This window comes from Streptomyces sp. NPDC034086 (assembly GCF_055575515.1).
The window spans coordinates 244,001-258,169 of the sequence record NZ_JBVISM010000005.1; the positions used below are offsets into that span (position 1 = coordinate 244,001).

At 74.2% G+C, this 14,169-nt stretch carries 14 protein-coding genes; 4 read left to right on the forward strand and 10 right to left on the reverse strand.

What is annotated here, in order from left to right; translation table 11 throughout:
• Positions 1-77 precede the first annotated feature (77 nt).
• Positions 78-656: a TetR/AcrR family transcriptional regulator gene (locus ACZ514_RS15685; protein ID WP_469124945.1), complete on the reverse strand. Its 579-nt coding sequence runs from the start codon at positions 654-656 to the stop codon at positions 78-80.
• Positions 657-722: 66 nt separating this feature from the next.
• On the opposite strand from ACZ514_RS15685, the gene ACZ514_RS15690 reads away from it, so the two are divergent.
• Entirely contained in the window at positions 723-1,223 is a 501-nt protein-coding gene (locus ACZ514_RS15690) for an SRPBCC family protein (RefSeq protein WP_468699170.1), read from the forward strand.
• 61 nt (positions 1,224-1,284) lie between these two features.
• On the opposite strand, the gene ACZ514_RS15695 is transcribed toward ACZ514_RS15690, so the two are convergent.
• The 4 genes from ACZ514_RS15695 to katG form a co-directional block, all read right to left on the reverse strand.
• Complete coding sequence (locus ACZ514_RS15695) at positions 1,285-2,130, reverse strand: class II glutamine amidotransferase (protein ID WP_468168548.1); 846 nt, start codon at positions 2,128-2,130, stop codon at positions 1,285-1,287.
• Between the two features lie 114 nt (positions 2,131-2,244).
• On the reverse strand, positions 2,245-2,547 hold the full coding sequence (locus ACZ514_RS15700) for a DUF1876 domain-containing protein (protein ID WP_468168551.1): 303 nt from the start codon (positions 2,545-2,547) through the stop codon (positions 2,245-2,247).
• 283 nt (positions 2,548-2,830) lie between these two features.
• Entirely contained in the window at positions 2,831-4,678 is a 1,848-nt protein-coding gene (locus ACZ514_RS15705; RefSeq protein WP_469124946.1) for a serine/threonine-protein kinase, read from the reverse strand.
• A 188-nt stretch (positions 4,679-4,866) separates the two neighbouring features.
• Positions 4,867-7,098: a catalase/peroxidase HPI gene (gene katG, locus ACZ514_RS15710; RefSeq protein WP_469124947.1), complete on the reverse strand. Its 2,232-nt coding sequence runs from the start codon at positions 7,096-7,098 to the stop codon at positions 4,867-4,869.
• A gap of 303 nt (positions 7,099-7,401) precedes the next feature.
• Here katG and ACZ514_RS15715 point away from each other — a divergent pair, with 303 nt between their 5' ends.
• Positions 7,402-7,815: a Fur family transcriptional regulator gene (locus ACZ514_RS15715; protein ID WP_468168560.1), complete on the forward strand. Its 414-nt coding sequence runs from the start codon at positions 7,402-7,404 to the stop codon at positions 7,813-7,815.
• Positions 7,816-7,891: 76 nt separating this feature from the next.
• Here ACZ514_RS15715 and ACZ514_RS15720 read toward each other — a convergent pair whose 3' ends face one another.
• The 4 genes from ACZ514_RS15720 to ACZ514_RS15735 form a co-directional block, all read right to left on the reverse strand.
• Positions 7,892-8,674: a 3-hydroxybutyrate dehydrogenase gene (locus ACZ514_RS15720; protein ID WP_468168563.1), complete on the reverse strand. Its 783-nt coding sequence runs from the start codon at positions 8,672-8,674 to the stop codon at positions 7,892-7,894.
• 192 nt (positions 8,675-8,866) lie between these two features.
• Positions 8,867-9,037, reverse strand: a complete 171-nt coding sequence (locus ACZ514_RS15725; protein ID WP_388937868.1) for a hypothetical protein — start codon at positions 9,035-9,037, stop codon at positions 8,867-8,869.
• Between the two features lie 106 nt (positions 9,038-9,143).
• Complete coding sequence (locus ACZ514_RS15730) at positions 9,144-10,715, reverse strand: alpha/beta hydrolase (protein ID WP_468168566.1); 1,572 nt, start codon at positions 10,713-10,715, stop codon at positions 9,144-9,146.
• A 91-nt stretch (positions 10,716-10,806) separates the two neighbouring features.
• A complete protein-coding gene (locus ACZ514_RS15735) occupies positions 10,807-11,745 on the reverse strand; it encodes an AraC family transcriptional regulator (RefSeq protein WP_469124948.1) in 939 nt (312 codons plus the stop codon).
• 100 nt (positions 11,746-11,845) lie between these two features.
• Here ACZ514_RS15735 and ACZ514_RS15740 point away from each other — a divergent pair, with 100 nt between their 5' ends.
• Positions 11,846-12,778: an MBL fold metallo-hydrolase gene (locus tag ACZ514_RS15740; protein WP_469124949.1), complete on the forward strand. Its 933-nt coding sequence runs from the start codon at positions 11,846-11,848 to the stop codon at positions 12,776-12,778.
• A 126-nt stretch (positions 12,779-12,904) separates the two neighbouring features.
• Positions 12,905-13,429 (forward strand): GNAT family N-acetyltransferase, encoded by a 525-nt coding sequence (locus tag ACZ514_RS15745; RefSeq protein WP_468168572.1) that lies wholly within the window; start codon positions 12,905-12,907, stop codon positions 13,427-13,429.
• Here the strand turns inward: ACZ514_RS15745 and ACZ514_RS15750 are convergent.
• Positions 13,419-14,111 carry a hypothetical protein gene (locus ACZ514_RS15750; protein ID WP_468699184.1) on the reverse strand — a complete coding sequence of 231 codons (693 nt, stop codon included), beginning with the start codon at positions 14,109-14,111 and terminating at the stop codon, positions 13,419-13,421. The two genes, ACZ514_RS15745 and ACZ514_RS15750, sit on opposite strands and share 11 nt — an antisense overlap.
• Between the last annotated feature and the right edge of the window lie 58 nt (positions 14,112-14,169).

A 14,169-nucleotide genomic window follows, 5' to 3' on the forward strand; every position in this document is an offset into this window, starting at 1 on the left:
CCGGCGGAGGCTCCGGCCAGGGGGCGGGCGGGCCCTGACCGCGGCCGGAGCCTCCGCCGGGGGTACCGGCCCCGGCGTTAGAGCAGCGCGGCCGCGCATTCCTCGGCGAGGTCCTCGGCGTGCGGCGGCAGCGGCGCGCCGGCGCGCAGATGGCGGCGGACGACCGAGAGCGGCAGGTCGACCATGGCCAGGGCGACGCGCTCGTGGCCCTGGGGGTCCGTCGCGCCGAGGGCGGCGGCGAGGGACCGCACGGTGCCGAGGACGCGGTGATTGCCCCGGTCCGCACGCGCCCGGTGCTCCTCGGACCAGTCGGCCCGGCCGAACTCCTCGGGCCCGTAGAGCAGGAGCGAGGCCTCCTGCGGGTGCGCGCGGCTCCAGGCCACGACGTGCCGGGCCGCCGCCCGGGCGGCCCGCCGGGGGTCGGGGTCGCTGCCGAGGGCGGCGGAGTAGCTCTCCTGGAACCGCTCGACCGTGCGCAGCCACACCTCGGCGAGCAGGGCCGTACGCCCGGCGAACCGGTAGTAGACGGAGCCGCTCGGCGCCCCGACCGCCTGGGCGACGGCGGCCATGGTCACGGCGCCCGGTCCGGAGGAAGCGGCCAGCCGGACGGCTGCGTCGAGGATCTGGTCGGTGTCGAAGCGGGGTGGTCTCGCCATGAATCAGAGAGTACCCTCCAATTTATTAGAGGGATCTCTCTAATAGCTGACGGGGAGGACCGACGCATGGGCGTCTACAACGTGCACGAGCGTGTGCTGCCGGCCACGGGGAGCGAGGCGGGCGCGCTCGTCGACACCCTGTCCCAGGGGGCGGGGGACCGGCTGTGGCCGCGGCGCTGGCCGCCCATGGAGTTCGACCGCGGCCTGACCGTGGGTGCGGCCGGCGGTCACGGCCCGGTCCGCTACCGGGTCACGGCGTACGTGCCGGGCACCTGGGTCCGCTTCACGTTCAGCGGGCCGCGCGGCTTCCACGGTTTCCACGAATTCGCCGTGCTGCCCGTCGACGGGGAGGGCACGGTCCTGCGGCACACCCTCGCGATGAGGACCACCGGCCTCTCACGCCTGACCTGGCCCCTCGTCTGGCGCCCCCTGCACGACGCCCTGCTCGAGGACAGCCTGGACCGCGCCGAACGCGCGACCGCCGGGACGATCGTCCGCCCCGCCCGCTGGAACCCGTACGTCCGCCTCCTCCACGCCCTCATCCGCGTCCTCGGCCCCACGGGCTGAACCCACCGGTCCCGCCGGGGCGGCGCGCGGCGCGACGAGGTCCGGGAAACACCCCCAGGGGTCAGGGGAGCTCGGGGATGAAGGGCAGGTAGTCCGCGGTGCCCTCCGACGGGACCACCGCGTAACTCGCCTCGGGCAGTTCGTTCCACACGCCCGGCAGGCTGCCGAGGGGCTCGGAGACCACCAGCCGCGTGTCGTCGGACACCTCGCGCAGGTACGGCAGCTCCGGGTACAGCTGGCGCACCGTCTCGGCCCGGCTGCTGTAGTACAGCGAACGGGACCTGCCCTGGCTCGAGTAGCGGAAGGCCCAGACCCGCGTGCCCTCGCTGACGGCGACCGTCATCTGGAGCGGGTCGGCCACCCCGTGCTCCTTGCCGAGCCGTTCCACCAGACCCACCATCCGGGCGACCGCCCCCGGCGGATCCTGGTCGAGCCCGAAGGTGACGGCCAGGTAGAACATCACCTCGGAGTCCGTCGACCCCTCGATGCAGGGGAACAGCGCCGGGTCGACGGCCATGCACAGGTCCCGCTGGAGCCGGTGGAAGTCGGTGATCGCACCGTTGTGCATCCACAGCCAGCGGCCGTGCCGGAAGGGATGGCAGTTCGTCTGCTGGACCGCCGAACCGGTGGAGGCCCGCACGTGCGCGAAGAAGAGGGGCGAGCGGACGTGCGAGGCCAGCTCCCGCAGGTTGCGGTTGTTCCAGGCCGGGCCGATGTCCCGGAACACCGCGGGGGTGCCGTCACCGACGCCGTCGGCGCTGTACCAGCCGATGCCGAAGCCGTCGCCGTTGGTGGACTCGACCCCCATCCGCGCGTGCAGGCTCTGGTTGATCAGCGAGTGCTCGGGCTGGTAGAGGACGGCGTCGAGCAGCATCGGCGAGCCGGAGTAGGCGAGCCATCGACACATGTGCACCATCCCTCTCGTGCGCCACTGCGTCCGAGCCTAACGCGCCGGGCTGTCCCACGGCCTCCCGTTGGGCCGGGCGGGTGCGCCCCGTTCGGCGGCCGCCCACCGGTGCCCCTACCGCCCGTCGCCGGAGTCGTCCGGCCAGCCGTACCCGGTGCGCGGCACCTGAGGTACGGCGCCCAGCGCTGCCAGGTCCCGGTCGGCGGCCCGGCTCAGCTGGCCGGCCAGGTCGCGCATCGCCCGGCTCGCCGCCAGCTCGTCACCGATGGCGGGGACGTCCACGTCCTGCGGATTGCACCGCGCCCGGCCGCGGCCGACCATCGTGGCCTTCCCGGTCTCGAGCACCGCCCGTGCCCTGGTCGTGCCGTCCTCCTCGACGAGGTAGACGCCGACCTTCCACTCTTCGGCGTGTGACATGGCCTGCCTCCTGACCTCCCGGGGCCTCGTGCTACCAGGATCCCTCCGCCGGGGCCGTTCCGGCCATGTCAGGACGGGCCCCCCGCCGGGAGGCGCCGTGACGCCGTACGCGGTCCCGGGCGGGACGGTGCCCGGCGGCGCGGAGGCCCTGGCCGCGTCCGCCCCGGCGCCGGGGCCCCCGGCACGGGTCAGCGGGACGCCGCGGTGCTGCCCGTCGGTACGCGTGCGCGCGTGCCCGCGTACGAGGGCGGTCCGCGCCGGTACGGACCCGCACCCGCCCGGCTCAGGTCTGGGGCGCCCAGCGCTGTGAGGCGTTGCCGTTGCAGGAGTTGGCGACCAGGCCGCCGCCCGTCCCCAGGTCGAGGCAGCCGCCGTTGTAGTCGTTGCGCAGGGTGCCGCCCGAGCCGGCCCGCCAGGTACGGGCGGCGTCCTGGGCGCAGTCGCCCACGAAGACGGCCTGGCCGAGCATGTTGCCGTAGAGGCAGCCGCCCGTCTGCTGGTTGACCAGCTTGAAGCTGCCGTCGCCCTGGCTCCGCACCGTCCAGCGGGCCGTCGGGTCGGAGCAGTCGCCGTAGGCGGAGGAGCCGTAGACCTGGGTGACGCACATGCCGTTGCCGGCGTTGCGGTAGTGGCGTGTGCCGGAGGCGGGGGCGGGCGCGGCCGTCGGGGATCCGCCTCCGCCGGGAGTTCCGGAGCCGCCCGGACCGGCTGACGTGCCGGTGGTGGTGCCCGTACCCGTGCCCGTGCCCGTGCTCGTACCTGTACCCGTACCCGTACCCGTACCCGTACCGGGTCCCGCGCCCGAGCCCGCACCCGCGCCCGTCCCGGCGTTCCCGGCGTTCCCGGCGGGCGGGGCCGGCGGTGCGCCGGGACCCTCGCCCTGCGCCGGGGACTGCCCGGGGGCGGCCGCCGGCCCCGACGGGCTGCCGCTCGCGCCCGAGGGCACCGGACTGGACGGCGCGGCCGACGGAGCGGTGCCCTGCGGGGAGTCCGGCCCCGGAGCGGACACGGAGGGCTGCGCCCCCGCCCGGGAGGGGGCGGTGGTGTGCGGGAGGTACTGGACGGCGAGGGTCGTACCGCCCGCGACCACGACGACGGGGAGCACGGCGAGGAAGACGCGGGCGCGGCGGCGCCGTTCGGGGCGGGCGGCCGGCTGCTCCGCCCCCGTAACCGGTTTCCCGCCGCCCAGCGGCAGCGTCGGCACGTCGATCTCCTGCACGTCCGCGGCGAACGCGGCCCGCTCGGCCAGCCGGCCGGTGACCGCCTCCGGCCACAGCGGAGCCTCAAACGGGCCCCGGGCGCGGGCCCGTTCGAGGAGTCCGGCAGCCGTGGGGCGGTGCTCGGGTTCCTTGGAGAGGCAGGCGGCCACGACCTCCGCGAGGCCGGCGTCGAGTTCCCGCAGGGGCCCCAGGTCGGGCTCCTCGTGGACGATGCGGTAGAGCACGCCGTGGCCCGAGTCCTCCCCGAAGGGCGGACGGCCGCAGGCCGCGTAGGCCAGCACCGAGCCCAGCGCGAAGACGTCCGTGGCTCCGCTCAGGGCCTTGGCCCCCGAGGCCTGTTCGGGCGCCATGTACGCGGGCGTGCCCACCACCATCCCGGTCCGGGTGAGCTGGCTCTGCTCGGCGGCCCGGGCGACCCCGAAGTCGATCAGGGTGAGGCCGTCGAGGGTGAGCATGATGTTGGACGGTTTGAGGTCCCGGTGCACCATGTCCAGCGCGTGCACCGCCGCCAGGCTCTGGGCCGCCTCCCGCAGCAGCAGCCACAGCGCCCGCGCGGGGAGCGGGCCGCCGTGCAGGGCGAGGGCCTCCCGCAGGGTGAGCCCGGGGATGTAGGCGGTGGCGAACCACGGGGGATTCGCGGTGCGGTCGCTGTCGAGCAGCGGAGCGGTGGCCTGCCGCGGCAGCCGGGCGAGGTTGTCGAGCTCGTGCCCGAAGCGGCGCCGGAAGTCCTCGTCCTCCCCGACGACCGAGGCGAGGAGCTGTTTGACGGCCACGTACCGCCCGTCCAGGACCCCGAGGTACACCCGCCCCATGCCACCGGCGCCCAGCCGGCCCGCCAGTGCCGCCCGCCCGATCAGCCGCGGATCCTCCGCGTCCAGCGGTTCGGCACCGCTTCCCCTCAGCTCTAACACGTCGGCCCCGTCAGACGTCGGAATGGGTTTGCGGAAATCTACCGGACGCGGCGTGCGACTCCGGGGGTGATCCCCGACGGTTTCCGTCCCCTCGGGCACGGGCCCCCGGGACGGCGGGCGCGTACCGGAGGCGGCACGACGCCCGGGCCGGCCGGCCCGGGCGTCGTGATCGGCACCGCTCGGGCCGGTCAGGCCAGGTCGAACCGGTCCAGCTCCATCACCTTGTGCCACGCGGCGACGAAGTCCTCGGCGAACTTGCGCCCGGCGTCGTCGCTCGCGTACACCTCCGCCAGCGCCCGCAGCTCCGAGTTCGAGCCGAAGACGAGGTCGGCGCGAGTGCCCGTCCACTTCACGGCGCCCGTGGCCGCGTCGCGGCCCTCGAAGGTGTTCTCGTCCGCCGAGGTGGCCTTCCACGTCGTGCCCAGGTCGAGCAGGTTGACGAAGAAGTCGTTGGTCAGCGTGCCGGGGGCGTCGGTGAACACGCCGAGCTGGGACTGCTGGTGGTTGGCGCCCAGGACGCGCAGGCCGCCGACGAGGACGGTCAGCTCGGGGGCGGACAGGTTGAGCAGGTTCGCCCGGTCGACCAGCAGGAACTCGGCCGGCAGGCGGTTGCCCTTGCCGAGGTAGTTGCGGAAGCCGTCGGCGGTGGGCTCCAGCGCCGCGAAGGACTCGACGTCGGTCTGCTCCTGCGAGGCGTCCACCCGGCCCGGGGTGAAGGGCACCTCGACGTCGTGCCCGGCCTCCTTGGCGGCCTGCTCCACGGCGGCGCAGCCGCCGAGGACGATCAGGTCGGCGAGGGAGACCCGCTTGCCGCCGGTCTGGGCGGAGTTGAAGGACTCCTGGACGCCCTCCAGGGTGCGCAGCACCGCGGCCAGCTGGTCGGGCTCGTTGACCTCCCAGCCGGCCTGCGGCTGGAGGCGGATGCGGGCGCCGTTGGCGCCGCCGCGCTTGTCGCTGCCGCGGAAGGACGAGGCCGCCGCCCAGGCCACGGAGACGAGCTGGGACACGGTCAGGTCGGTGCCGAGGATCCGCTCCTTGAGCGCGGCGATGTCGGCGGCGTCGATCAGCTCGTGCGTGCGGGCCGGCAGCGGGTCCTGCCAGAGCAGCGTCTCGGCCGGGACCTCGGGGCCGAGGTAGCGCACGACGGGCCCCATGTCGCGGTGGGTCAGCTTGAACCAGGCGCGGGCGAAGGCGTCCGCGAACTGCTCCGGGTGCTCCAGGAAGCGGCGCGAGATCTGCTCGTAGGCCGGGTCGAAGCGGAGCGCGAGGTCCGTGGTCAGCATCGTCGGGGCGTGGCTCTTGGACGGGTCGTGCGCGTCCGGGATCGTGCCGGCGCCCGCGCCGTCCTTGGCGACCCACTGCTGGGCGCCGGCGGGGCTCCGGGTCAGCTCGTACTCGTAGTTGAAGAGGTTTTCGAAGAAGTTGTTGCTCCACCGGGTCGGCGTCGTGGTCCAGGTGACCTCGAGGCCGCTGGTGATGGTGTCGGCGCCCTTGCCGGAGCCGTACGTGTTGTGCCAGCCGAAGCCCTGCGCCTCCAGCGGCGCGGCCTCGGGGTCGTTGCCCACGTGGTCGGCCGGGCCGGCGCCGTGCGCCTTGCCGAAGGTGTGGCCGCCGGCTATCAGCGCGACGGTCTCCTCGTCGTTCATCGCCATCCGGCGGAACGTCTCACGGATGTCGCGCGCCGCCGCGAGCGGGTCCGGGTTGCCGTTCGGGCCCTCCGGGTTGACGTAGATCAGACCCATCTGGACGGCGCCGAGCGGGCTCTCCAGCTCCCGGTCGCCGGTGTAGCGCTGGTCGTCGAGCCAGGTGGTCTCCGGGCCCCAGTAGACGTCCTCGTCGGGCTCCCACACGTCGGCGCGGCCGCCGGCGAAGCCGAAGGTCTCGAAGCCCATCGACTCCAGCGCGACGTTGCCCGCGAGGATCATGAGGTCGGCCCAGGAGAGGCTCTGGCCGTACTTCTTCTTCACCGGCCACAGCAGCCGGCGGGCCTTGTCGAGGTTGGCGTTGTCCGGCCAGCTGTTGAGCGGGGCGAACCGCTGCTGGCCGGAGCCCGCACCGCCGCGGCCGTCGCTGATGCGGTAGGTGCCGGCGCTGTGCCAGGCCATCCGGATCATGAAGGGGCCGTAGTGGCCGAAGTCCGCGGGCCACCAGTCCTGCGAGGTGGTCAGCGTCTGCTCGATGTCCCGCTTCACGGCCGCGAGGTCGAGGGACGTGAACGCCTCGGCGTAGTCGAAGCCCTCGCCGAGCGGGTTGGCCACGGCGGGGTTCTTGGCGAGGATCTTCAGATTGAGGCGCTCGGGCCACCACTGGCGGTTTCCGCCGCCCTGGGTGGGGTGGGGGGCGCGCTCGTGCGCGACCGGGCAGCCGCCTGCGCCCTCTGTTTTGGCGTCGACGACGACTGCGTCATGGTTCTCAGACATGGAAATCCTTCCGGACCAGGCGGATCACGCTGTTCGGGAACGGGCGCGAGGAAACGGTGGTGCGACAGCAGGGGGTGTGGCGGCGGACCTCGCCCCGCCGTCCGCCATCCGGACGACGGACCGGCCCGTCACCTCGCTGTCTCCTGCCGCGTCGGGATGTTCTTGTCCCTTGGCTATCAACGCATCAGATCCTACGATGGACGCAGTCCAAGTCAAGAAGCACACCAAGCCCGGATCCCATCGGCTCCCGGATTCCCACGGGGGCTACGGGCGGCCCCGTCGAACCCGAAGAGGTGAGCCGACATGAGTGACCTGCTGGAACGGCTGCGCAGGCGCGGCTGGCGGATGACGTCACAGAGGCGCGTCGTCGCCGAGGTCCTGGACGGCGACCACGTGCACCTGACCGCGGACGAGGTGCACGCCCGGGCCGTGGACCGGCTGCCGGAGATCTCCCGGGCCACCGTCTACAACGCCCTGGGCGAACTCGTCGCCCTCGGCGAGGTCGCGGAGGTCTCCACCGACGGCCGGGCGAAGCGCTACGACCCCAACGCGCACCACCCGCACCACCACCTCGTCTGTTCCGGGTGCGGCCTGATCCGCGACGTCCGCCCGGCCGGGAACCCGCTCGCCGACCTCCCGGCGGGGGAACGCTTCGGCTTCTCGGTGTCCGGGGCCGAGGTCACCTACCGGGGGCTGTGCCCGTCCTGCGCCGGCTGACGGGCGTCCGGCGCCCCCTCGGCCGTGACTGCCGGAGGGCGGCGGACGCCTCCGCCGCACCGGGGCCGCGGCCGGGTCAGGCGGCCGTCCAGCCGCCGTCCATCGGCAGGGAGGCGCCGGTGACGTGGCCCGTGTGGGGGCCGCAGAGCCACAGGGCCACCGCGGCCACCTCCTCCGGCTCGATCAGCCGCTTGATCGCGGAGCCCCGCAGCAGCACCTCCTCGACCACCCGCGAGGCGGGGATGCCGTGCGCCTCGGCCTGGGCGGCGATCTGCCGCTCCACCAGGGGGGTGCGCACGTAGCCGGGGTTCACGCAGTTGCTCGTCACCCCGTGCGGCGCGCCCTCGAGGGCGGTGACCTTGCTGAGCCCCTCCAGGGCGTGCTTGGCGGTGACGTAACCGGACTTGAAGGCGCTGGCCCGCAGCCCGTGCACGCTGGAGATGTTGACCACCCGTCCCCAGCCGCGGCCGTACATGTACGGCAGGGTCCGCCGCAGCAGCAGGAACGGAGCGGTGACCATGACCTTCTGGAGCAGCTCGAACCGCTCGGGCGGGAAGTCCTCGATGGCCGCCACGTGCTGGAGTCCCGCGTTGTTGACGAGGACGTCGATCTCGGCGGGCAGCCGGCCGATGGCGGCCGGGTCGGCGAGATCGGCCGCATGGGCCTGCCCGCCGACGAGTTCCGCCACCGCTCCGGCGGCCCGCGAGTCAATGTCCACCACGTGTACCAGGGCCCCGGCGGCGCCGAGCGCCACGGCGCAGGCCCGCCCGATGCCGCTGCCGCCGCCGGTCACCAGGGCCACGCGCCCCGCGAGGGCGGACGCCGTTCCACCGGATGCGGTGGTGTTCGCGCTAGTCATGCCCCGAACGTTAGGGACGTACGCCGTCCCGTGCCGATGTGCGCCGCCGCCACACTCGGCGGGCCCGCTGTGGCGGAACGCACCACTGCCGCCCGGGGCGCCGGCGTACCGCGCGCTCCCGGCCCGCTCCGTGCGGGTCCGGGCGCGGGACCGGCCCGGGACGCGTCGCCGCGCGCGCCCGGGCCGCCCGTCCTACTGGTGGGGGCGCCAGGCCGGCAGACCGGCCGACGACGGGCGCCAGGCCATCACCTGTGCCAGGTGGCGGAGGATCTCCTCGGCCTCCCGCCGGACCTGGACGGGGACATCGCCGCGCTCGCGTACGAGCTGGGCGTAGATCGGCGCATCACTGCTGGTGCTGCTCACTTAGGACTTCACTCCCCTGAAGCCGGCACCGCGGGCCGGGCGGCACAAGTGTAGGCGGCGGCGTCGCGGCAGCCGAACAGAGGTCGGTACGGGCGCGGACGGATGCTCACTGGCATTCGGTCCCGTCGGCCGGAGCGGTCCCGTCGACCAGGAACGCGTCGACCGCCTTGGTGGCGCAGGCGTTGTTCCCGTAACTGCCGTGGCCCTCGCCCTTCACGGTGAGGTTGATGCCGACGCCCCGGCCGAGCGCGTCGGCCATCCGCTTCGCGCCCTCGACGGGGGTGGCGGGGTCGCCCGTGTTGCCGATCACCACGATCGGTGCCGCGCCCTCGGCGGTGACCTGCGGCTTGTCGCTCGTACCGCGCACCGGCCACTGGGAGCACCCGAGCAGGCCCTCGGCCATCTCCGGGCCGAAGACCGGGGAGGCCGCGCGGAAGGCCGGCTCCTGCGCCGTCTTCTCCTCGACGGTGTACCGGCGGCTGGTGTCGGCGCAGTTGATCGCCGCCTGCGCGGCGTTGGAGTTGCTGTAGCGCCCGTCCTCACCGCGGCCGCTGTAGCTGTCCGAGAGCAGCAGCAGGATGTTCCCCGTTCCGAGCTGCCGCAGCTCGCCCAGACCCTGGACGAGGTACTCCCAGGACTCCTTGTCGTAGAGGCTGGCGGCGATGCCGGTGAGGGCCATGTCGGAGGTCAGCTTGCGGCCGCCGTCCGTGGCGGCGGGCTTCGTCTTCAGCTTCTCGAGCAGCTCGCTGATCCGCTTGTTGCCCTCGGCGTCGCTCGGGCCGGTCGGACAGTTGGCGGTGTACTTGTCACGGCAGTACTTCATCGCGTGCTCCAGCGCCCGCTGGAAGCCCTTGGCCTGGCCGAGACCGGCCTGCGCCTCGTCCGTGGTGGGGTCGACGACCGCGTCGAACACGGTGCGGCCGACGTTCTTCGGGAACAGGTGGGCGTAGACCCCGCCCAGCTGGGTGCCGTACGAGATGCCGAAGTAGTTGAGCTTCTGGTCGCCGAGCACCTGGCGCATCAGGTCCATGTCACGGGCCGTGTTGGCCGTGCCGACGTGCGGGAGCAGCTTGGCGGACTTCTGCTTGCAGGCGTCGGTGAACTTCCTGACCTCGTCGAGGGTGTTCCCGGAACCGGTGCCCTCGTCCAGCGTCTTGTCGTCCAGGCAGATGACCGGAGCGCTGTTGCCCACGCCGCGCGGGTCGAAGCTGACGAGGTCGTAGACCGCGCCCAGCTTCTTGTAGTCGTCCGCCGCCTGCGGGAGCGTCTGGACGCCGGAGGCGCCGGGACCGCCGAAGTTGTAGACCAGGGAGCCCAGGCGCTTGCCGGCGTTCGTGGCCTTCTTGCGGATCAGGGCCACGTCGATGGTCTCGCCGGCCGGCTTCGCGTAGTCGAGGGGCGCCTTCATGGTGGCGCACTGCCAGGCCGCTCCCGGGGCCTCCCCGCCGCCCTGGGCGGCCGACGGCGCCGGGCAGCCGCGCCAGTCGGGCTTCTGCCCGGTCAGCGAGGCGGGCAGCGGGGGCAGCTGCGCGGGCGCTGCCGCGGACGCCGACCCCGAGGGCTTCGCACGCGCCGGAGCCTTCGCATCGCTGCCGCAGGCCGCCAGGACGGGGACCGTCAGCAAGGAGACGGCGGCCAGGGCCGCCGTCCGGACGGGGCGGCGTATGAGGTGGGGCATGCGGGGACTCCAGCGCGGTTCGGAGGGCCATGGGTAAACGAAGGACAAAGTGTAGGGGCGGGTTCCGGCCATGGTTCCCCGGGGTCCGCCGTCACTCCGCGGGCGTCGCGCCCGCCGCCCGCAGGGCCCGGTAACGGCCCGGAGACATACCGAACTCGCGGCTGAAGGCGTGCGACAGGGCGTACGGAGAGCCGTACCCCACCCGGCGCGCGACGGCGGCCAGCGGGTCCTCGGTGCCGCGCAGCCGGGCGGCGGCGAGGTTCAGCCGCCACCAGGTGAGGTACGCCATCGGGGGCCGCCCCACCAGGGCCGTGAAGCGCCGCCCCAGCGTCGGGCGGGACACGCCCGCCTCGGCGGCCAGCCGGTCGTTGGTCCACGGCGCGGCCGGATCGGCGTGCAGCGCGCGCAGCGCGGCGGCCGCCACCGGGTCGCCCAGCGCGGCCGGCCAGCCGCCCGCCGCACCCCCGGCCGTCAGCCAGGAACGGATCATGTAGACGAGCAGCAGGTCCAGCAGCCCGGGCACCGCGATCCCGGCACCCGGCAGCTGCCCGCCGAGTTCCCGTCCCAGCAGATCGATGGCCGACCGGAGTTCGGGGTGGCTGCCCACCCGGTTCGGCAGGTGGACCACGGGCGGCAGTTCCGCCATCAGGGGATGCGCCCGGCTGCGGTCGAGCCGGTACTTCCCGCACAGCATCTCCACCGCACCCGCGCCGCCGCCCGGCCGCCCGGCCCCGCGCCACGCCTGCGCGGCCGACTCGAACGGCACCGCCCGCGCCACGGCCGCAGCGTCGGCGGGGCCGTCGGCGATCACGTGTCCCGTACCGTGCGGCAGCAGTACCGCGTCACCCGCGCCCAGCGACACGGGCGGTCCGCCGTCGGGCAGCAGCCAGCAGCCGCCCTCCAGTACGACGTGGAAGCCGGCGCCCTCGTACGGCGCGAACCGCGCGCACCAGCCGCCCTCCACCCGCATCCGGTCCGACGAGGGCCGGCCCACCCGTACCGCCGCGATCGCGTCGCTCACCACGTCCACCGCGCCAGCCTATCCGAGCACTCCCGGGTGAGCGTCTGACGCATTTCTGCGAGCGAGCGGAGCATTGAGCGGCTCACGGCACCTTCCTAGGGTGCTGATCATGGACAACGCGAACGGAAACACCATCGTGCTCGGCGACGTCGAGGTCATCCGGGTCGTCGAGTGGCAGGGCCCCTTCGGACCCGCCGCGGACCTCGTCCCCACGGCGGGGGAGCGGCTGTGGCGGGACAACGAGCACTGGCTGGCCCCCGACCACCTCCGGCCGGAGGACGGCACGGCGGTGATGGCCCTGCAGACCTGGGTCCTGCGCAGCGGCGGGACCACGGTCCTCGTCGACACCGGCGTCGGCAACGGACGCGAACGCCCCGGCACCCCGCTCTTCCACCGGCGGGAGGGGGACTTCCTCGGAGCGCTGGCGCGGGCGGGAGTCCGCCCGCAGGACGTCGACTACGTCGTCAACACGCACCTGCACGCCGACCACGTCGGCTGGAACACCCGCAACGACGGCACCGACGGCACCGCGGGGGAGTGGACGCCCTCCTTCCGCAACGCCCGGTACCTCATCCCGGCTGCCGACGACCACCACTTCGGCCCGCGCGGCGGATACGCCGCAGGAGAACGGGAGGACGACCGGCTGGTCTACGAGGACAGCGTCGCGCCCGTGCACCGGGCCGGACAGGCCGTGCTCTGGGAGGGCTCGCACCGCATCGACGAGCACCTCACCCTGGAGGCCGCCCCCGGGCACACCCCCGGCTCGTCGGTGCTGCGACTGGCCTCCGGCACCGACCGGGCCGTCTTCGTGGGCGACCTGCTGCACAGCCCGGTCCAGATCCTCGCCCCGTCGTGCGACAGCTGCTTCTGCAGGGACCCCCGGCAGGCCGCGGCCACCCGCCGCGAGGTCCTCGGCCGGGCCGCGGACCTGCGGGAACTGGTGGTGCCCGCCCACTTCGGCGGAGCGGGGGCCGTGGAGGTCCGCCGCGAGGGGGAGGGGTTCGGGATCTCCCGGTGGGCTGCCTACGGCCCCGGCCGGTGAGCGGGCGGGCCCCGCGGGCGAAGGCGGCGGGGAGCGGCCCGAGCGGCCGGAGCGGCCGGAGCGGCCGGAGGCGGCCGCAGCGGCCGGATTGCGGAGCCGGATCATCCGGCTGTTACGGTCCGGAGCATGCCCGCACTGGTCGCCCCCACCGCCCGCCTGCACTCCTCCTGGCTCGCCGCACAGGCGGAGTGGGGGCCCGACGCCCACATGGACGGCGCCGGACTCGGCTCCACCGACGACGTCGACACCCCCGAGGGCTTCGCCGACTGGACCGGTGAGCTGCGCCGCCGGGCCGACCGCACGGCGCCCGTGGAACAGGGCCGCGTCCACGCCTCCCACTGGTGGATCACCGAGGGCGACACGTACCTCGGCGCCATCGACCTGCGGCACTACCTCAACGGCTTCCTCCTCGACGCGGGCGGCCACATCGGCTACGGCGTCCGTCCCTCGGCGCGCGGGCGCGGTCTGGCCACCTGGGCCCTGGGCGAGGTCCTGCACGAGGCGCGCCTGCTCGGCATGGACCAGGTCCTGCTCACCTGCGACCCCGGCAACGGGGCCTCCGCCCGCACCATCGAGCGGAACGGCGGCGTCCTGGAAGACGTACGGGAGACCCTGGTCGGGCCCAAGCGCCGCTACTGGATCACCCTCTGACGGGGGCGGCCGAGCCCTGCGCCAGACCGGAGAGGCGCAGCGCGCGCAGCATGGCCGGCAGGTCCCAGCCGCCGCAGGAACAGTCGCCGGCCAGCGCCTCCAGCGTCCCGGGCGTCAGCTCGCGGCGCACGGCGGCGTCCAGCAGCCGCGCCGCTGTCTCCGCGCGTCCGGCGGCCGCTCCGGCCGCCCCGCAACCGCAGTCGTCCCAGGCGCCTTCGAGGAGCCGCAGCACCTCCGGGCGCACGGCGAAGCGGCTCATCCCGCAGTCGAGCCCGTCGTCGTCCAGGCCGTCCGGGTAGGGCGCCCGGGCCCAGGAACCGTTCTCGGACCAGTAGACACAGCCGAGTTCCCCGCCGCCCAGCAGATCGCGCAGGGTCTCGTACGGCAGCCAGTCCGGGCCGCCCGCCAGCATGTCCACGGCCGGCTCGTGCCACTTGACGGCGCTCGACTCGTCCTCGCCGAAGAGCACGTACCGGCCCTCTCCCGCCCGGGCGAAGGTCCACCAGGTGCAGCCGCAGTCGTCGAGGTGCAGCCCCTCCCCGTCGATCCAGTGCCCGGTCCGGTGGACGCCGCGGCCCTCCGCCGCGGTGGTCGCCTCCAGTACGGCCACCAGGGCCCAGTGCGCCCACAGCACCTCGGCGGGCGGCAGGTCCCCGGGCAGGCCGGGGCGGTGGATGGTCATGCCGGTGGGATCTCCTGGGAGGTGACGGCCGTTCACCGCCCCAGCCTAAGGGCTGCCG

Excerpts from the sequence above, each read along its gene's own strand:
- ACZ514_RS15685 (WP_469124945.1), bottom strand. The coding sequence starts at position 656 with ATGGCGAGACCACCCCGCTTCGACACCGACCAGATCCTCGACGCAGCC.
- ACZ514_RS15690 (WP_468699170.1), top strand. The coding sequence starts at position 723 with ATGGGCGTCTACAACGTGCACGAGCGTGTGCTGCCGGCCACGGGGAGC.
- ACZ514_RS15695 (WP_468168548.1), bottom strand. The coding sequence starts at position 2,130 with ATGTGTCGATGGCTCGCCTACTCCGGCTCGCCGATGCTGCTCGACGCC.
- ACZ514_RS15700 (WP_468168551.1), bottom strand. The coding sequence starts at position 2,547 with ATGTCACACGCCGAAGAGTGGAAGGTCGGCGTCTACCTCGTCGAGGAG.
- katG (WP_469124947.1), bottom strand. The coding sequence starts at position 7,098 with ATGTCTGAGAACCATGACGCAGTCGTCGTCGACGCCAAAACAGAGGGC.
- ACZ514_RS15715 (WP_468168560.1), top strand. The coding sequence starts at position 7,402 with ATGAGTGACCTGCTGGAACGGCTGCGCAGGCGCGGCTGGCGGATGACG.
- ACZ514_RS15720 (WP_468168563.1), bottom strand. The coding sequence starts at position 8,674 with ATGACTAGCGCGAACACCACCGCATCCGGTGGAACGGCGTCCGCCCTC.
- ACZ514_RS15730 (WP_468168566.1), bottom strand. The coding sequence starts at position 10,715 with ATGCCCCACCTCATACGCCGCCCCGTCCGGACGGCGGCCCTGGCCGCC.
- ACZ514_RS15740 (WP_469124949.1), top strand. The coding sequence starts at position 11,846 with ATGGACAACGCGAACGGAAACACCATCGTGCTCGGCGACGTCGAGGTC.
- ACZ514_RS15745 (WP_468168572.1), top strand. The coding sequence starts at position 12,905 with ATGCCCGCACTGGTCGCCCCCACCGCCCGCCTGCACTCCTCCTGGCTC.
- ACZ514_RS15750 (WP_468699184.1), bottom strand. The coding sequence starts at position 14,111 with ATGACCATCCACCGCCCCGGCCTGCCCGGGGACCTGCCGCCCGCCGAG.